The organism is Piscibacillus salipiscarius (genome assembly GCF_042685285.1).
GTDB lineage: Bacteria > Bacillota > Bacilli > Bacillales > Alkalibacillaceae > Piscibacillus > Piscibacillus salipiscarius.
This window is the reverse complement of record NZ_JBHUMZ010000025.1, coordinates 41,521-58,612: the sequence shown is the minus strand read 5'-3', so window position 1 is coordinate 58,612 and position 17,092 is coordinate 41,521. Positions and strand designations below refer to the sequence as shown.

General features: G+C 37.0%; 19 protein-coding genes and 1 pseudogene. 11 read left to right on the top strand and 9 right to left on the bottom strand.

Going from position 1 to position 17,092, the window contains the following annotated elements:
* Positions 1–88: 88 nt before the first annotated feature.
* Together ACFSW4_RS11580 and ACFSW4_RS11575 are read right to left on the bottom strand one after the other, a co-directional pair.
* Complete coding sequence (locus ACFSW4_RS11580; protein ID WP_054754458.1) at positions 89–1,186, bottom strand: mechanosensitive ion channel family protein; 1,098 nt, start codon at positions 1,184–1,186, stop codon at positions 89–91.
* A 17-nt stretch (positions 1,187–1,203) separates the two neighbouring features.
* On the bottom strand, positions 1,204–1,710 hold the full coding sequence (locus ACFSW4_RS11575; RefSeq protein ID WP_054754459.1) for a GNAT family N-acetyltransferase: 507 nt from the start codon (positions 1,708–1,710) through the stop codon (positions 1,204–1,206).
* Positions 1,711–1,915: 205 nt separating this feature from the next.
* On the opposite strand from ACFSW4_RS11575, the gene ACFSW4_RS11570 reads away from it, so the two are divergent.
* The gene (locus ACFSW4_RS11570) at positions 1,916–2,761 is read left to right on the top strand and encodes a LysM peptidoglycan-binding domain-containing protein (protein ID WP_377329434.1); all 846 of its coding nucleotides are present in this window, start codon (positions 1,916–1,918) and stop codon (positions 2,759–2,761) included.
* Positions 2,762–2,889: 128 nt separating this feature from the next.
* On the opposite strand, the gene ACFSW4_RS11565 is transcribed toward ACFSW4_RS11570, so the two are convergent.
* Positions 2,890–3,546 carry a type 1 glutamine amidotransferase domain-containing protein gene (locus tag ACFSW4_RS11565; protein WP_377329432.1) on the bottom strand — a complete coding sequence of 219 codons (657 nt, stop codon included), beginning with the start codon at positions 3,544–3,546 and terminating at the stop codon, positions 2,890–2,892.
* Between the two features lie 165 nt (positions 3,547–3,711).
* Positions 3,712–4,548 carry a manganese catalase family protein gene (locus tag ACFSW4_RS11560; RefSeq protein ID WP_054754461.1) on the bottom strand — a complete coding sequence of 279 codons (837 nt, stop codon included), beginning with the start codon at positions 4,546–4,548 and terminating at the stop codon, positions 3,712–3,714.
* A gap of 152 nt (positions 4,549–4,700) precedes the next feature.
* On the opposite strand from ACFSW4_RS11560, the gene ACFSW4_RS11555 reads away from it, so the two are divergent.
* From ACFSW4_RS11555 to ACFSW4_RS11520, 8 genes and pseudogenes are all read left to right on the top strand, one after another.
* Entirely contained in the window at positions 4,701–6,047 is a 1,347-nt protein-coding gene (locus tag ACFSW4_RS11555) for a hydroxysqualene dehydroxylase (protein WP_377329430.1), read from the top strand.
* A gap of 48 nt (positions 6,048–6,095) precedes the next feature.
* Positions 6,096–6,581: a hypothetical protein gene (locus ACFSW4_RS11550; protein ID WP_054754463.1), complete on the top strand. Its 486-nt coding sequence runs from the start codon at positions 6,096–6,098 to the stop codon at positions 6,579–6,581.
* 92 nt (positions 6,582–6,673) lie between these two features.
* Complete coding sequence (locus ACFSW4_RS11545) at positions 6,674–7,054, top strand: carbonic anhydrase (protein ID WP_377329428.1); 381 nt, start codon at positions 6,674–6,676, stop codon at positions 7,052–7,054.
* Between the two features lie 300 nt (positions 7,055–7,354).
* Positions 7,355–7,798, top strand: coding sequence for a ferritin-like domain-containing protein (locus ACFSW4_RS11540; RefSeq protein WP_054754464.1), 444 nt, complete (start codon positions 7,355–7,357; stop codon positions 7,796–7,798).
* A gap of 75 nt (positions 7,799–7,873) precedes the next feature.
* Positions 7,874–8,443, top strand: coding sequence for a class I SAM-dependent methyltransferase (locus ACFSW4_RS11535; RefSeq protein WP_279401808.1), 570 nt, complete (start codon positions 7,874–7,876; stop codon positions 8,441–8,443).
* A gap of 49 nt (positions 8,444–8,492) precedes the next feature.
* Positions 8,493–9,694: pseudogene (locus ACFSW4_RS11530) on the top strand (DUF819 family protein).
* Between the two features lie 73 nt (positions 9,695–9,767).
* The gene (locus tag ACFSW4_RS11525; RefSeq protein ID WP_054754465.1) at positions 9,768–10,328 is read left to right on the top strand and encodes a helix-turn-helix domain-containing protein; all 561 of its coding nucleotides are present in this window, start codon (positions 9,768–9,770) and stop codon (positions 10,326–10,328) included.
* Complete coding sequence (locus ACFSW4_RS11520) at positions 10,226–11,155, top strand: IS3 family transposase (protein ID WP_377329507.1); 930 nt, start codon at positions 10,226–10,228, stop codon at positions 11,153–11,155. Before ACFSW4_RS11525 ends, ACFSW4_RS11520 begins: the two co-directional genes overlap by 103 nt.
* A gap of 127 nt (positions 11,156–11,282) precedes the next feature.
* On the opposite strand, the gene ACFSW4_RS11515 is transcribed toward ACFSW4_RS11520, so the two are convergent.
* From ACFSW4_RS11515 to ACFSW4_RS11495, 5 genes are all read right to left on the bottom strand, one after another.
* On the bottom strand, positions 11,283–12,785 hold the full coding sequence (locus tag ACFSW4_RS11515) for a spore germination protein (protein ID WP_377329505.1): 1,503 nt from the start codon (positions 12,783–12,785) through the stop codon (positions 11,283–11,285).
* Positions 12,786–12,853: 68 nt separating this feature from the next.
* The gene (locus ACFSW4_RS11510; RefSeq protein ID WP_054754466.1) at positions 12,854–13,177 is read right to left on the bottom strand and encodes a heavy metal-binding domain-containing protein; all 324 of its coding nucleotides are present in this window, start codon (positions 13,175–13,177) and stop codon (positions 12,854–12,856) included.
* Positions 13,158–13,364: a hypothetical protein gene (locus ACFSW4_RS11505; protein WP_054754467.1), complete on the bottom strand. Its 207-nt coding sequence runs from the start codon at positions 13,362–13,364 to the stop codon at positions 13,158–13,160. Before ACFSW4_RS11505 ends, ACFSW4_RS11510 begins: the two co-directional genes overlap by 20 nt.
* Positions 13,365–13,499: 135 nt before the next feature.
* Positions 13,500–14,714: an MFS transporter gene (locus ACFSW4_RS11500; protein WP_054754468.1), complete on the bottom strand. Its 1,215-nt coding sequence runs from the start codon at positions 14,712–14,714 to the stop codon at positions 13,500–13,502.
* A 91-nt stretch (positions 14,715–14,805) separates the two neighbouring features.
* A complete protein-coding gene (locus ACFSW4_RS11495; RefSeq protein WP_377329426.1) occupies positions 14,806–15,378 on the bottom strand; it encodes a DUF2087 domain-containing protein in 573 nt (190 codons plus the stop codon).
* Positions 15,379–15,517: 139 nt separating this feature from the next.
* Here ACFSW4_RS11495 and ACFSW4_RS11490 point away from each other — a divergent pair, with 139 nt between their 5' ends.
* Together ACFSW4_RS11490 and ACFSW4_RS11485 are read left to right on the top strand one after the other, a co-directional pair.
* Positions 15,518–16,300, top strand: coding sequence for a hypothetical protein (locus tag ACFSW4_RS11490; RefSeq protein ID WP_377329424.1), 783 nt, complete (start codon positions 15,518–15,520; stop codon positions 16,298–16,300).
* Between the two features lie 133 nt (positions 16,301–16,433).
* Entirely contained in the window at positions 16,434–17,024 is a 591-nt protein-coding gene (locus ACFSW4_RS11485; protein ID WP_377329422.1) for a hypothetical protein, read from the top strand.
* Positions 17,025–17,092: the final 68 nt, after the last annotated feature.

Sequence of the window (17,092 nt, the reverse complement as noted above, 5' to 3'; positions counted from 1 at the left end):
AAAAAATAAAATTTATGAGGAATTTTTCAGATTTATGAGGAAATAAAATTACCGATATAAAAAACTCGCGGGACTTACCCGCGAGTTTTTACTCTTCTTTTTCATTTGTAACGGCCACATTGCCGTTATCCATATAAATCGTACGAGATGGGAAAGCAACAGAAACGCCTTCTTCTTCAAGGATCTCCATGATTCTGAAGTTAATATCCTGCTTCACATTTAAGAATTTTTCCCATTGAGTTGAAATCGTGAAGAAGTATAAGAATATATCTAGGCTGCTGTCGTTATATTTATCAAATTTTACAAAGATCGTTTCTTTATGAATTTCATCATGATTGTTTAGCATATCATTGATTCGTTCGACCACAATTTCAAGTTTCTCTTTCGGAGTACTGTATTCAACCCCGAGGTTGAAAGTTATCTGACGCTTGCCCATCTTACTCCAATTCGTAATCGCTTCGTTAGAAAGTGTAGAGTTAGGAACTGTGACAAGTGCCTCAGCAAATGTGCGAATAATGGTGCTTCTAAAATTAATATCTTCAACGATTCCCTCAACAGTTGGTGTTCTGATCCAGTCACCTAATGTAAAAGGTTTTTCGGTGATGATCACTACCCCGCCGAAGAAGTTTTTAATCACTTCTTGAGCTGCTAAGGCGAATGCAAGACCACCTATACCTAGACCTGCAACAAATCCATTTACATCAAATCCAAATTTCGATAAAACCAGACTGATGGTAATAGTTATGATGATGATTCTTAGAGCCTTAGATAAGAAAGGAATAAGTATTTGGTCGACTTCAAGTCCAACACCATCATTGAGTTTCATAAAAAGGAGTGACGACGTTGAGCATAAGTTATAAAGTCCCCATGCAATTAACACAATTAGAGAAGCTTGAATTATGTTTAAAAAGATTCCATTTTCATTGCTTAAATAGGGGAAAAAGTCAACTGCTATGTACAATCCGATGATAACAAATAACCATCGGATTGGTTTTTCATAAGCATCTAGAATTTGCTTAATTAATTCTGTTTTATCACGATTAAAAAACCTTCTAATAAAGTAAAAAACATACTTGGTAAAGATTTTTCTTAATAAATGAAATAACAGTAATATTCCAATTGCAAAGCCAATATCTATCCATTGTTCTTCACTAATGTATTGCCAAAATTTCCAGTTAAACTCCATGATCTTTAACTCCTAAGCTAGATTTGAGTGAGAGCCTCCCAACCATATACGGCCTCTTTTATGATTTGTCCGTCGAATTCTACATCAATACAATCTACTCGTTCAGCACCTAAGTTTTCATAAAACGTGCAGTGAGTATCTTCTTCAAAGACCGAAATCATGAGGGAGGAGATATTGTGTTCTTTTAAGTCATCTAATAAGGTTCTTATTAGCATTCTTCCCAAACCGAGGTTTTGATAGTCTTTTAAAATATGCAAGGCATAGATTTCTCCTTGAAATTGTTCATATTGACTCGTACGCTTAATGCCTCCGTGAACGAATCCAACAATATCACTATCATCATTTTCTACTATCCATACTTTATCATTCAAGAGAATCTTTTTCCAGAGGTCTTCTCGCTCTCTGTAGCTCAAATCTTGAAGTAAGTTTTTTGGTAGAACACCTTGATAACTGTTTAACCAGCAATCAACATGCACCTTGGCAATACCACTATAGTCCGATAAAATAGCTTCTCTAATTAACATGATGACACTCCTTTGTAAGCTTTTACTGTATATATACCCAAGTTTTTTTACAAATTATCAAAAAATATTACAAAATACTCATAATCTATTACAAATGTCCTTAAAACTATTACTTTCGTTATAGACTCTTAACCTCTGTGTAACCACAAATCTAGTACTTCCGTGTTAAGATAGCTCTTGCAAGTAAATAAGGAGGGAATGACACATGAAGAAATTAGTCATATCGCTTGCAGGCGGAATTCTATTATCAGGATTCGCTGTAACATCATCTGTATCAGCTGAAGCAGACTACAAAATTCAAAAGGGTGATACAGTAAGTGAAATAGCCGAAACGTACGGCACAACGACAGAGGACATCAAAGAATTAAACAACCTATCATCTAGCATTATCGTAACAGGAGACAAACTAAAAATAGATAACAGAAGAGTATTAGAAGTTCAAAAAGGAGATACACTAAGCGAACTAGCTAGAGATCTAGATGTAGACGTAAATGACATCAAAGATTGGAACAAACTAGATTCAGACACAATTGTCATTGGACAAGATTTAAAGTTAGATCTTTCAATAGATTCTCTTAAAAACTTTGATGAATTTGTAGCTGAACGTAATGGACAAGCTCCTGTTCAAAAACAAGAATCAAATAAAGAGAAAAATGTTAAACAAACATCTAATGAATCAGCTGAAAAAGACGAGAAACAAACAGCTAATCAATCTAAAGAAGAACAACCAGTTCAACAAGCAAACAAAACAGAAGAAGCAGCTGAAACATTAACTGTAAAAGCAACAGCTTATACAGCTGATTGTGAAGGTTGCTCAGGAATTACAGCAACAGGCATCAACTTAAACGAGAACCCTAACAAGAAAGTAATCGCAGTTGACCCAGACGTGATTCCATTAGGAACAAAAGTATGGGTTGAAGGTTACGGCGAAGCAATCGCTGGAGATACTGGCGGTGCTATTAATGGTAACCGTATTGATGTTCACGTCCCTACAAAACAAAAAGCTTATGACTGGGGCGTAAGAACAGTAGAAGTAAAAATTTTAGACTAATTAATTATTAAATAATGACCCCTACACAAGTACCCCTTTTCGCAGTTTGCGTGAAGGGGTGCTTTGTTTGTGTAAAATTAAAAACCCCACATACGTAATCATCCGTATGTGGGGTAGTGTCATATTGATTAGCTTTCTAATGCGTCAACTACTTGATCTGCAGCTGAACGGCTGGATTGTGGGTTTTGACCAGTTACAAGGTTACCATCTCTGACTGAGTAATCTTCCCAGTTATCACCATGCTCAAAGTTGGCACCTTTTTCACGAAGTTTGGATTCAAGCATAAATGGCATATGCTCGTCCAATTGCATTTCTTTTTCCTCGGAGTCAGTAAAAGCAGATACCTTTTTATCTTTTACAAGCGGTGTTCCATCAAGATAAGTTACATTGACTAGACCTGATGGGCCGTGACAGACAGAGCCGATGACTTTGCCTTCTTCAGCAAATTGTTGTAATACGTACTGTAATGTCTTACTATCAGGAAAATCAAACATAGTTCCGTGTCCTCCTGGTAGAAAGATAGCGTCAAATCCAGTAGCATCCTTTTTTGTTAGTTTATGCGTTTTTTCTAACTCAGCTTCTGCTTCTTTCCACTCAGCTCGTTCTTCAATGCTGTTTGGATCTAGTGGCACCTGACCACCTTCGATACTCGTGACTTTGATCTCGTATCCTTTGTCTTTAAATACGTTATAAGGAACGGCGAATTCTTCTAACCAAAGTCCAGTTGTATGATCATCGGTAATTTTTGTGTGGTTTGTTACAACCATTAATATTTTTTTACTCATGATGACATTCCTCCTTCTGCATTATTATTTATATCACCTGTAAATTTTATGTCGCAAAAAATCTGCTTGTACTAAAGTGATAGAATGTCCTTACATTATTACCATATCCTCATAAACAAGTATTAAAACATCAAAAAGCCCCTACTTACCTGAGGGGCTGTATGTTTAACATTTTTGAGGAGGGATACTAAAGTTGGTATTAAATGAATACGCAGGAGCAGGTTCGAGCGTAGGTAAACCGCCCATTGGTTTAGGGTTTGCTACATATTCAAACGTGCTGCAACCATCGATGCTAGGTCCACTTGCCCAGCGTCCTTTACTGCTCTCATCACCTTTTGATAAATTATAAAACTCATATGAAACGTCTTGAATTTCTAGCTCTGGTGGGAAAGTGGACGGTACGATGACGCCTTCTTTTTCCTCAAGCTCTTGAATCGCTGCAAGCCACATGTTCTGGTGATAACGATCGCGTGCGATTAAGAAGGCTAACATATCTTTAACACCAGGGTCAGATGTAGCTGCGTATAATCGACTTGCTTGAAGACGGCCTTGTGATTCAGCTGTGACATTAGCGCGGAAGTCTGCTAGTAAATTTCCGCTTGCACCAATGTATTCCGCTGTCCATCTGTTTCCAACACTGTCAGCTGGCATAGCTCCAAAGCCTGATACAATTGCATGCTGAGGATTCATTCCACCAATGATAGCACCTAATACTGGATCTTCAACAGCATCTTCTAAGTCTCCAATTGGGGCATCTTCAAGTAATCTTGCAATCATGGTAGCTAACATTTCGACGTGCGCTAACTCTTCCGTACCAACATCCATGAGTAAGTCTTTATATTTTCCTTCCATACGTACGTTAAACCCTTGGAATAAGTATTGCATCGCAACTGAAATTTCCCCGTATTGTCCACCTAATATTTCTTGCAATTGTTTAGCAAAAAGGGGATCTGGACGTTCTGGCTTGGCATCGTACTGTAGCTCTTTTACATGATAAAACATATTGTCACTCCTTAGTGTCTATAGGTATCTGCACATACAATATGTTTAGGACTAGTTGAATGTCCCAAATTATTTTAGATTTGGGCTTATGTCATGATTAAGTTAATTTCGGGTAATCTAAAATTAAATGTATGCGTGCGGAGGGAATGTGAGTGAAATATGATGTCATTATTATTGGGTCAGGTTTAGCAGGATTAACAGCAGGACTTTTATTAACAAAAAAAGGTTACCGTGTGTTAATTCTAGAGAAGAAACCCTTTGTAGGAGGGCGGACAGCTTCGTGGGATGAAGATGGGATGAAGGTGGAATCCGGTTTTCACCGAGTCATTGGTTATTATAAACACTTCCCCAGAGTTCTTAAAAAAGCTGGTATTAATATGAATAAGATAGTTATGTGGGAAGAAGTAATGGATTTCCGTTCTGCTAGAAAAGGAGACGTGACGACATTTGGAATGGCTCCAGTACACGGACCACTTAAACTTTTAAAAGGGATGTTTGGAAATACAGATACCATCTCATATAAAGACCGAATGTCCTTATTTCCGTTTTTTATAAATGGTATGAAGGATTACTTGAAAAAGCCTGACCAACTTGATCAAGTGAGTGTTAAGGAATACGCTGAACGACATCATGTCACTAATAATGCATTTCACCTAGTGTTAGTTCCATTAACGGCTGGTATTTTCTTTTTACCACCTGAGAGGTTTTCTGCTTATGTGTTCTTCGGGTTACTTGCACCGTCACTCCCGCGTTTTTATAAGATGAGAATGGGAGGATTCTTAGGAGGCATGTCTGAATTGTTTTCAGATCCTATAGCGCGTGTAATTGAAAAACAAGGCGGAACTATATTGAGGGATCATAAAGTCACTAGAATGATCTATGAAAATGGTAGGGTAAAGGGCGTGGTAGCAGAAGGTCAAGAATTTTATGCTGACGAGACGGTTCTTGCGACCGAAATAGGAGCAGCAAAAAAGTTAATTACAGATTCGTCTGTGGAGCATGCTTGTTTTAATAACTTACTTCAATTACCAGATGTCCCTGCCGTCACGATCCAATTCGAACTAGATAGACCTGCAACCCCATATGACCGAACGACTTTTGGAGCTGGTACCTCGCTTGCTTCTTTTACAGAACAATCAAGGACCACTTTTAAACATGTCCCTGGTCGCATGTCTTGTATATTAGCTCCTGCTGAAAGGTTTATAAATATGGAGTCGGAAGATATTTATCAAATCGCCATAAAAGATGCAAAAAAACTAGGTCTTGAAATTGAAGGTCATGTTGTAGACTACAGAGTCGTCAAACACCCAAAAGAGTTTTATAGTCTTGAACCAGGACATGATTGGATGCGACCTGATCAAGACACTCCTATAAAAGGTTTGACGTTAGCTGGTGATTATACTAAAACCTCGAACTTTGCCACGATGGAAAGTGCAGTTGAATCAGGGGAAATTGCAGCTAAAATTGTTGAAGACGAAATGACTAAATCAGCCTTGTAACCTTTGAATAACAAGACCGTCTAATTAATTTAAAAGGCGGTGTTATTATTGAAAATTATAAAAGTATTATTAGCTACTTCACTTTTGGTATTAAGTGGTTGCGGAACGTTGGTACAAGGGGAGAATAGCTCTTCAGTTGAGGAAGCATATATTGTTGCATTAGATGAACTAATGAAAACAGATGAAGCCCTTAATCACGGTCAAAAATTCATTGCAATTAATATGGAGAATTTCAAGCTGAATGAGGAAAAACAGCAAAAAATCGTTAATTATTTTTCTAATCAATATAATACGAAAGTGAAAATTGCTACCCTTGAAGAATTGAAAGAACAAGGCCATTTCGATGAGGAAACGATGTCTTTAGATGGTGTGTTACTACGATTTGAAGAGATAGATCAGAAATTTAGTAATAAATACGTTTTTAAAGGACATAAATTCAAGTCAGGACTTGGTGCTATTTGGTTAACTATTGAAGTTAAGAATAATGGGGAAGAGTGGGCAGTTACAGAATCTAGGATGGATGCGATTAGTTAAGACTGGTTTTAAGCAAGACTATAAATTATCCAACATAACTAGTTTTGTGATATGTTAAAATAGATAAAAAGACTTGAAGGGAGATTTTGAACATGGCAGAAGGAACATTTGTAACAGCGATTAATTGTATGGATGGACGAGTCCAAGAACCAGTAATTAAGTGGATGAAATCAAAATATGAAGTCGATTATGTCGATATGATTACGGAAGCTGGTCCGAATAAGTATTTACTAGATGGTAATGAGGATCAAGTCAATTCATTAAAATCAAAAGTTGATATTTCCTATAGCAAGCATGGTTCAAAAGTACTCGCAATGGTGGGTCATCACGATTGTGCAGGTAATCCTGTTAATAAAGAAGAGAAAGCAGCCCAAATCAAACAAGCTATTAAAAAGATTAATACTTGGGGATTTGATATGGAAGTCTTAGGGCTATATGTCAATGAAAACTGGGAAGTTGAAACGTTAGATTAATTGTTAGCGCTCCATAGAGGGGCGCTTTTCTGAAAAATAATAAAGCATTAAAATTTATACGCACCAATTAATTATGTTTGATTTCACTGTCTAGCGCGAGACGCCCAACCACTGGGTGACTTCCCGTCTAAACCTACGATAAGTCAACATCGATTCGCGATGCTCATCGTGTTTCCTTTATCTCAGTTTAGTCGGTCCAGTCACTGCGTGGTTAAACGGGCGCCCCGCGCTTTTCTTATTACACGTTTTCCTAGCAACTACATAATTTAAAGTAGGTTTATGTAGTTAGGAGGATGTAGAATGGAACGTCAAGACGCTAGTAATTATGGAGCAAAAGGCGCTCTAACTGATTCAGCACTAGATTTAAATAAAATGCTGACCTATGCATTAGAAGATGAGTATTTAGCCCAATCAAGATATCAAGTTGTGCTTCAGGAATTCGGTGCAGTTCGACCTTTTACCCAAATCCAGCAAGCAGAAGTTAGACATATTAATGCTTTACTACCTTTGTTTAACCGTTATCAAATACCTATCCCGGAAGATGATTCATTACAGTATATTACTGTTCCTATATCTTTAGAAGAGGCATTCAATGAAGGTGTAGAAGGTGAGATTGATAATATATCAATGTATAATCGCTTCTTAAATTTAGATTTACCTAATGATGTTAGACGGGTGTTTACTCAGTTACGTAATGCTTCGTTAAATCATTTGGAGGCATTCCGAAGAGGAGCAATGCGTTAAGAGGATAATTATAGGTTATCCTCTTTTCGTTAATGGGAATACTGCTAAAGAAACAATTATTAAGGAGTGAATCTTATGCATGGACATGGGCATCGTTTTAACCCAGAAAAGGCAGACAAGCTATTAAGTGATGAAAGACGAAAAAGTATTGATATTGAACGTGTTATGGATTTGATGTCACTAAAATCAAGTGATGTCATTGCGGACTTTGGAGCAGGAAATGGTTTCTTTTCAGTTCCGTTTGCGGAACAAGTGGATAAAGTTTTAGCCATCGATATAGAGCCTAAAATGTTGGAGTTACTCAAAGAACATGCAGAAGCTAAAAATCTTACCAATATTGATTATGTTGAAAGTGATTTGCAAGACATTGCTCTTGATCACGAACTTGCCGATAAAGGAATTATTGCATTTGTTATGCATGAGATTCCGAATATGGAAGTAGCACTTAATGAATTTAAACGAATCATTAAAAAGGGCGGAAGTTTAATCATCATTGACTGGGAAGCAGTTGAATCAGAATCAGGCCCTCCAGTTCATGAGCGTATTGCATCTTCAGATCTGGGGGACTTTTTAAAAAGGCAAGGTTACGAACCACATTTAGAGCACTTAAATGAAGCGGTTTATTTAATTAAGATTCATTTTTAAAAAGAATCAAAATATTTTATAATATAGAATTAAAAAAGGGAGTGGAAAAATGAATAGCTTAATTAAGCCGGAAGATACTTGGCTTTTGTGGGGGTTTTTAGCCGGGTGGGCAGCGTTTAGTATTTATTTGGAGCAAAAATATGAATGGGCTTCCAAAGTGACAGGCGCCATCATTGCACTTGTAGGGGCGATGATCTTAGTTAACATTAACGTCATACCTGTACAGGCTCCTGCTTATGATGCAGTTTGGACCTATGTCATTCCGTTAGCTATTCCACTATTATTGTTCCAAGCGAACCTTCGTAAGATTTGGAACGAGAGCGGTAAAATGTTAGTGCTCTTTTTAATAAGTGCAATTGGAACTGTCGTAGGTGCATTTATAGCATTTTTTGCTCTGCAGAAAGTAGTTCCAGAGCCTGAAAAGTTAGCGGGCCTCGAAACGGGTTCGTATACCGGTGGTGGCGTCAACTTTGCTGCTCTATCGGCTAAGCTAGAAGTCCCGGGTGAACTAGCGTCATCTGCTATTGTTGCGGATAATATTTTAATGGCTTTATATTTCTTTGTTTTAATTATCATGCCAACAGTTGCTTTCTTTAGAAGGAAATATCGTACGCCATATGTAGATGAGTTAGAAAAGAGTGCCGGAGATTCTAATGAAAATACAGTTGCAGATTATTGGAAGAGAAAAGGCATTTCGTTAAAGGACATTGCCTTTGCGATCGGAACAGCGTAGCCGTATCATTTAAATTAGCAGAAATTATAGGCAATGTCATTCCGTCAGGTGAAGATGTTGGCTTTTTCTTAAACTTATTAAATGGTTTGTTTGGTGATGGATACTTAATGCTAACAACCATAACCGTCATTGCTGTTACGGTATTTGGTAAGTATTTCGAAAACATACATGGTGCACAGGAAATAGGAACGTACTTAATCTATATATTCTTTGTCGTCATTGGTGTTCCGGCATCTCTACCATTATTAATTGAAAATGCTCCGTTACTACTTGTCTTTATGGCGATCATTGTATTATTTAATATGCTAATTACATTTACAGTAGGTAGAGTATTTAAGTTTAGTTTAGAAGAGATGATTGTAGCAAGTAATGCAAATATTGGCGGTCCAACAACAGCTGCGGCCTTTGCGATTGCGAAAGGTTGGACGAAACTGATCGCGCCAATCATGCTTGTCGGAACGCTTGGGTATGTCATAGGAAACTATCTAGGTAGCATGGTTTACTATTTATTAATGTAAGCAATTTGACCTCCACATGGGTACTGCACCCCAAAAGTTAGAGTAAAAAATCTAACTTTTGGGGTGTTTTTGTATGGCAAAATATAATTTCGATTTCAAATTAAAAGTTGTTAAAGAATATCTTGAAGGTCCGTTAGGCTACGGTTTGTTAGCTCAAAAATACGGAGTTTCGGATAAGAAACAAATAAGAATGTGGGTAAATTCATATAAGTCATTTGGTGAAGATGGTTTACGTAGTAAGCGTTCTAATACTGTTTATTCTGTTCAATTCAAGCTGGATGTATTAAACTTTAAGAGACAAACGGGCGCTTCTTATATAGATACTGCAATAAAATTTAAGCTGAATAATCCTTCTCTAATTGCGAACTGGAAGAGATTGTTTCTTAACCAAGGGATAGAAGGGCTCAAAGAAAAACCGAAAGGACGGGCTCCTATGTCGAAAAGAAAATCGAAACAGTCAAAACAAGAAAAGGCAATGTCTCGCGAGGAACAATTAGAACATGAAAATGAACTTCTTCGTTTAGAAAATGCATACTTAAAAAAGTTAAAAGCTTTTCAGGAGAACCCGAATGCCTACCTCGAAAAGCACAAACAGTCTTGGCATTCGAACTCAAAGAAGAAGGATTCAAATTAAAAGATGTGTTAGCAGTAATAGGCATACCAGAAGCAACTTATCATTATCACATTCATCAATTGAAGAGAGAAGATCCTGATAAAGAACTGAAAGAAATCATAAGTGAATTGTTTCAAAAACATGGAGAGAGATATGGTTATCGTCGTATTCATTTAGAATTAAAAGCGAAAGGCTACCAAATAAATCATAAGAAAGTCCAACGAATCATGAGAGAGCTCGGCTTAAAGTGTGAAAAATTCACACGAAAATCTCGTTACAAGTCTTATAAAGGAACCGTCGGTAAGGTAGCGAAAAATCGTTTAAATCGTAGATTTAACACATCTATACCTCTTCAAAAGCTAGTTACTGACGTTACGGAGTTTAAGTGTACTGGAAATGAGAAACTTTATTTAAGTCCAATATTAGATTTATATAATGGCGAAATCATCTCTTACGGTATGTCTAAGAAACCAACATTAGATTTTGTGCTTCAACCACTTAATCAAGCAGTAGAGATGATCACTAATAAAGCCGAGTATCGAACGACCATCCATTCAGATCAAGGGTGGCATTACCAATATAGAAGATGGGTTAACACATTAAAGACAAACAAGATTTTTCAAAGTATGTCTAGGAAAGCGACATGTGCAGATAATGCCACAATGGAGAATTTCTTTGGAATTTTGAAACAAGAAATGTATTATGGTGAGGCATTAAAATCTTATGATGAACTAAAACAAAAAATCGAGGAATTCATTTATTACTATAATAACGATCGAATTAAATTAAAATTGGCTGGTTTAAGTCCAGTTAAATACCGAATTCAAACCAGCCAATCAGCTGCATAATTAAAACTCTAACTTTTTGGGGTCACCACCATGATGGGGGTCTTTTTTGTGAATGAGATGAAGTGCAGTTTTTGCCTCATAATACAGTTTTTACGCGTCTAGAAGGTAAAGACTCCTAATCAGCTGGTTAGGAGTCTTTAGATTGACTTGAATTGTCTGTGGTATTTAGAACACTTGGCCGACTTTTAATGAGTGGCATAGGCGATCTGATTATGGTTTGTAAAAATGCTTTAGCATTAAATGGGATAAAAGGCCAGAGGTATGGTGTGTTAAGTGTTTTAGTGGTCAGTAAAAGAATGATCCAGCCAAATATTGAAAGTACGAAGCCTTTAACCCCGAAAAGGGCAGTTGCGCTCAAAAAGACTAATCTAATCACTCGATTAGCAAGTGATAACTCATAACTCGGCATCGCATAGTTCCCTAAAACAGCTATGGATAAATATAAGATAACTTCAGATGTAAAAAGCCCGACTTTAATGGCGATATCACCGATCATTAAGGCCGCTATTAAACCTAGTGCGGTAGCTAAGGCGCTAGGTGTATGAATCGCAGCCATTCTTAAAATCTCTACACCAATCTCTGCTACTAAAAACTGTATGTAGAGAGGAATCGAACCTTCTTCATTTACACCAATAAAACTGAAATTGGGTGGCAACAGTTCAGGGTGTGTGGCAAATAAGTACCATAACGGAAGTAAGAACAAACCTGAAAAAACAGCGACGAATCGTACCCAACGTAGGAAAGCTCCAACAATTGGTTTTTGTCTATACTCTTCTGCGTGTTGCAGGTGATGCCAGAATGTTGCAGGACAGATCATCACACTTGGAGAGCCATCTACTATAACTAGAACGTGTCCCTCCATTAAATGAACACTAGCAGTATCACCACGCTCAGTATATCGAACTTGAGGAAAAGGATTCATCGTTTTACCAAAAATAAATTCCTCTAGCGTTTTCTCACCCATGGATAAGTTATCAATATTAATCTGTTCAATTTTGTCTTTAATTCGTTTGACTAACCTAGGGTCAACTACGCTATCTATATAGGATAAACAAATATCAGTTTTTGACCGCTGACCAACCTGTAAGTATTCGAAAATGAGAGAACGGTCGCGAACATGTCGTCTAATTAATGCTGTATTGAAAACAATCGTCTCAACAAATCCATCACGTGGTCCTCGAACCACTCGTTCTAAATCGGGTTCTTTAGGGGAACGAATTGGATACTCACGCGTATCAACTAATACAGCCTGTTCGCATCCTTCTATGATTAAAGCTGCTTGACCAGCTAACACTTGAACAATGACTTCTTCTAGATCCTTTGATGTACCAACTTCTTGATGGGGGATAATTGATTTTGTTAATGCATTAATTGGGTCACGGCGCATATCACGATCTTCAATTTCGTGAAGTCGCTTCAGCATCTCAATCATCGCGTTTCCGCCAGCGAACCCATCAACAAAAAACATGCCGATTTTAATGCCACCATGCTCGATCTTATGATGAATTAAATCGAATGTTTTTTCGACTCTTAATTCTTTATTCAAGTATTCAATATTTCGTTCAAAGTATTTACTGACTGGTATTTGGTTTCCGTCTTTTCCCAAGAACACCACTTCCTTCACATGCATCCTATATTCGTTTAGTATTGCATGGTTTAGGAACATTATGTAAAACAAAAGAAAAAACAGCCTATATTTTAGACTGTTTTAGTCACCTTAACGGCTGTGCCATATGCTATGATTTCAGCTGCGCCGCCCATGACAGAGGATGTGTGCATTCTCATGGCTAAAATAGCATTAGCCCCTTTAGATTCTGCATCTTCTACCATCCGATGAACGGCAAGCTTTCTAGCTTCTGTCATCATCTCGTTGTAACTACCAATTTCACCGCCGACAAGCCCTTTTAACGCTGCCGTAATATCGCGTCCAACATGTTTTGACTGGATCGTACTACCTTTCACATATCCTATTAACTCTTCAATCTCATATCCGGGTGCCGTTTCAGTAGTCGAGATCATCATAATTGAGTTCCCCCTTTTTCTCGATTCGTCGTTCATAAACAAATAGTAAAATAAGTAATATAAGCGCCACCAAATATAGGACTGCTAAGGTAACAGCAAGTGTTGTGTTATAAAAAATCGCGACAATGGCGCTGATTTGTAGCGTCACGGTTAATATGATGAGTAAATATTTTGTTTTATTAAACATGACATCTCATCCAATCCTGTATCGTAATTAATTTATACTAGCTGTTTTTCATCAATGCTCATTCCACCTTTAAAACTGTGGCATGCAGATCGTTACTACACAGTCGTTAGAGGTAGTATATGGCTTTAATTTGATTTAAATGTCGCGGAGTTTTCGCTTTTCTTTTAACAAATTAATTCGTTTGAATAAAAACAAATAAATGATTGCTAAACAAAAGTATAACAGACCAACTAAACTACCTAAAATTCTAGGTTCAATAAATTCTAAAATTAAACCTCCAATCGCAATAAAAGCACCTAATGTCACGTTTGAAATCATCTCAGTTAAGCCGAAGAAGGTTCCTTGCCTATGTGAGGGAACGGTTTTCATAACTAACGTATCAAAACTAATGTTACTGACCCCTCCAGAGAAGGTCATAACAAGAACCGCACCTAGGGCGATTGGAAAGGTAGGTGATACGCTTAACAGGAAATGACCAATCCCTTCAAAGATAATGAATAGGACAGTCACACCGACTAGATTGCCTTTGATCCAATGAGAAGAAAAAGAACTTAAGACAATACCTATTCCTAAACCACCGTAAATTAAACCGACACCTAGGTCTCCCATGTTAAATACTTCTAGTGCGTAAACACTAATTAAGACGTTATCAATTCCGTTTGCGATTGGCATGGTAAGGCATATGAATAAAAACACGAATAACGCTGGTGATTTTAGAAATTTCTTATAAGATATCGCAGGTGAGGGCGGTTTGACTGAATGATCTAATTGTCGGTTAGGCATCTTTAAGTACTTTAAAAATATTGCTGACATTAAAAAGGTTAGCGCATTTAAACTAAACGCTATATTATTACCTAATAAGTATGAAATAAAGCCTCCTGTGGTTGAACCGATTATTAAGACAAGCCCCATAATGATTTGTTCGATTGCATTTACGCTTAGTAAGTGATCCCGGCGTACTAAATTTGGGATTAATGCTTTTCTGGTTGGCGCATACACTGCTTCACCTAGAGCTAGTAAAAAGGAACTGACATAGATGATCCAAAGTTGTTCTAAGTTATTCCCTAAAATCAACCATAAAACTATTGGGACTCTAATGAGCTCGGTGGTCAATAAGATTGTTTTCTTTGAAAGTCGATCAGCTAAAGCTCCAGCTAGTGGCGCCATCATTAAAAAAGGAAGTAACCTGATTAAAAATAATAGACCTATGGCAAATGCTGAGTTTGTTATGTCATAAATGAGCGCAAGAATAGCAACTTGTGTAAAGCGGTTGCCAATCCCATTTATAACACCAGAGAAAAATAGTTTATGATATTCTGATTCTTTTTTCCAAACTTTCCAGTTATCCATGATTAACACTCATTTCAATTAATTAGATGATTATCTAATTAGGTGTCTAAAAAAGAAAGCTGTACTGAGTACAGCTTGTTAAGAGTTGTTCTTAAATAAGCCATAACTCTCGTGGGTTCAGTTCATAAAAACCTTTATCGCGAGTCATGAAGTGGTGCATAATAAACTCTCTTCTAATGGTTGCAAAGTCATCGTGGTATTTCTTTATATGTTCATTAATTTTAGGTTCAGGATATGTCACACCTGGCTCTAAACCGCTAACCATATGTTCTAGTATGATCAGGCGTTTTTTGAGCTGTGCTGGTATTGATTTTAGTCGGCCATCCGAACCGATGAAGTTTGATAAAATTTTGTGTTTCTCTTCGTCTGTAACCGTGAATTCTTCGTTCATTTCCTCATCCCCTAACGTTGTAATAGCATTAGCTAAACGAGCTAGTTTAGGTTCATTTAAATGATAGTAGATTGTATTTTTATCACGACGCTGATAAAGGATATCAATTTCCTTTAGTTTTTGAATGTGGTGAGAAATCGTTGGTGGAGTCAGTCCTAACTTTCCAGCAATCGCTTGACCGTGAAGCGGCCCCTCTTTAAGTAAGCCAATGATCCTTAGTCTTGTTTTGTCACCAACCGTTTTATGAAAATTAACCAACCGATCTAATTGCATGAAACACCCTCCATTAGATTATCATCTAATTAGATTATAATCTAATTAGAGTAAAAAGACAAATTAATTATAATGACATTTGCTCTTACCAATTAAATCTATATAAATAGAATAGAAATAAGAAGGTGAGGTGTAATAGATGGGAATGCCTGAAATACCTGATTTTGATTTGAATAACCAGGATTCAATCAATCTTATGTTAGCTTCTATTGGGCTAGAAGAGTTAAGCTTGGCCCACTTAGTAAATGCAGAAGCGGAAAAAATTCAAAGAGCCTTAGGAACATTGCAGATACCAGGGACAACTGGTGATCTGCCAACTCACTACTTTCCACCATTAGTAGGCGAATCTATTGATGAACTTTTTCAGTTAAATCGAAATGCTAGTAAAATATTAAAAATAGCAGCTTTTAAAGAGTTTCTACTCTTAATGAAACTAGAGGATTTACTTGATTTTGAAGAAGGTGAAAATGGCAATGGCAATGGACCAGTTACTCAGTGTGAGTGTTCGGTGAATGGTGTATCTAACCAACCAATTACTTCAACTACAACCATTGACGGAACAACTTTTGAAGATATCAATACTGAGTACACAATTCGTTTCTGTGAAAATTGTGATCCAACATCTAACAATTTAAACTTTAATTTTGACATTGCACAATTGGGTGGACAAATTAATCTAACTCAAGGGCGCGTGACACAAGTCGTTAACTGTGACGAAGCAGCAAATGAAGCAATATTGGTTGGTACGATTAGAAGAGCAAATATTGTTTATAACTTTACGCTTCAAGTCGTTAATGGAGGAGATCAATTAAACTTCATCGCAATTACTGATAATCCAGATGCTGATTTTCTATCGCTTTCAGCACAGCTAACTGATACTGAGTTATTAGCTGTAGTCGAAGAATGTTTACTGAATGAATAAGAAGTCGGCAAAAAGCCGGCTTTTTACATATACCTAAATCATACTTACATCCACACAGAATTGCTTTAGAAAACATAAACATGAGAAAGAACACCTGTCTAGAGATGTTGCTTGAAGAGGAGGGAAGTAACTTATGAGTATGCCCACAATACCACCGGAGCCTCACAGGCCAGACAAAAACGATGTGGTAATTGATCTGTTAGAATCAATTGCCTTGGAGGAAATTGCTTTAGCTAATTTAATGAAAGCTGAAGCAGAGAAGATGAAGGCATTCGTAGGTGATTGTTGTGATTTTCCATCAGATCCAACAAATGAGGAAATTATAAAATTCAATCGTAATGTCAATCAGTTTCTTGAAACTTTGGTGATGAAAGAATGGTTATTGCTAAGGAAACTTCAAAATGTCACGACATTGTTTCATGACAGCAGTAATCATTGTCATCATAAACATGACGATTGTGATCACCATGATCACTATGAACATCATGAACATAAACCTAAGAGACATCGTCCTGTTTGTAAATGTAGTTGTTCAGAATGCCAAATTGCAGAACTCAAAGGACGTAAGTGTCACTGTATTGAACCAAGGAAGAAGAAGTGTGGTTGCGGTTGGCATGAACCATGTGATTGTTTTAAGCATGATGAACCATCCCATTGCGATTGTGACAAAGATAAAGATATATGTGACTGCGATCAAAAGCCTGATCGAGAATATCTTGATTGAAAACACCCGAATTAAAGGGTGTTTTTAAATCAAAAAAGACATCCAAGCGTTTGCTTGAATGTCTAATA

Excerpts from the sequence above, each read along its gene's own strand:
- ACFSW4_RS11580 (WP_054754458.1), bottom strand. The coding sequence starts at position 1,186 with ATGGAGTTTAACTGGAAATTTTGGCAATACATTAGTGAAGAACAATGG.
- ACFSW4_RS11575 (WP_054754459.1), bottom strand. The coding sequence starts at position 1,710 with ATGTTAATTAGAGAAGCTATTTTATCGGACTATAGTGGTATTGCCAAG.
- ACFSW4_RS11570 (WP_377329434.1), top strand. The coding sequence starts at position 1,916 with ATGAAGAAATTAGTCATATCGCTTGCAGGCGGAATTCTATTATCAGGA.
- ACFSW4_RS11565 (WP_377329432.1), bottom strand. The coding sequence starts at position 3,546 with ATGAGTAAAAAAATATTAATGGTTGTAACAAACCACACAAAAATTACC.
- ACFSW4_RS11560 (WP_054754461.1), bottom strand. The coding sequence starts at position 4,548 with ATGTTTTATCATGTAAAAGAGCTACAGTACGATGCCAAGCCAGAACGT.
- ACFSW4_RS11545 (WP_377329428.1), top strand. The coding sequence starts at position 6,674 with ATGGCAGAAGGAACATTTGTAACAGCGATTAATTGTATGGATGGACGA.
- ACFSW4_RS11540 (WP_054754464.1), top strand. The coding sequence starts at position 7,355 with ATGGAACGTCAAGACGCTAGTAATTATGGAGCAAAAGGCGCTCTAACT.
- ACFSW4_RS11535 (WP_279401808.1), top strand. The coding sequence starts at position 7,874 with ATGCATGGACATGGGCATCGTTTTAACCCAGAAAAGGCAGACAAGCTA.
- ACFSW4_RS11525 (WP_054754465.1), top strand. The coding sequence starts at position 9,768 with ATGGCAAAATATAATTTCGATTTCAAATTAAAAGTTGTTAAAGAATAT.
- ACFSW4_RS11515 (WP_377329505.1), bottom strand. The coding sequence starts at position 12,785 with ATGCATGTGAAGGAAGTGGTGTTCTTGGGAAAAGACGGAAACCAAATA.
- ACFSW4_RS11510 (WP_054754466.1), bottom strand. The coding sequence starts at position 13,177 with ATGATGATCTCGACTACTGAAACGGCACCCGGATATGAGATTGAAGAG.
- ACFSW4_RS11505 (WP_054754467.1), bottom strand. The coding sequence starts at position 13,364 with ATGTTTAATAAAACAAAATATTTACTCATCATATTAACCGTGACGCTA.
- ACFSW4_RS11500 (WP_054754468.1), bottom strand. The coding sequence starts at position 14,714 with ATGGATAACTGGAAAGTTTGGAAAAAAGAATCAGAATATCATAAACTA.
- ACFSW4_RS11495 (WP_377329426.1), bottom strand. The coding sequence starts at position 15,378 with ATGCAATTAGATCGGTTGGTTAATTTTCATAAAACGGTTGGTGACAAA.
- ACFSW4_RS11490 (WP_377329424.1), top strand. The coding sequence starts at position 15,518 with ATGGGAATGCCTGAAATACCTGATTTTGATTTGAATAACCAGGATTCA.
- ACFSW4_RS11485 (WP_377329422.1), top strand. The coding sequence starts at position 16,434 with ATGAGTATGCCCACAATACCACCGGAGCCTCACAGGCCAGACAAAAAC.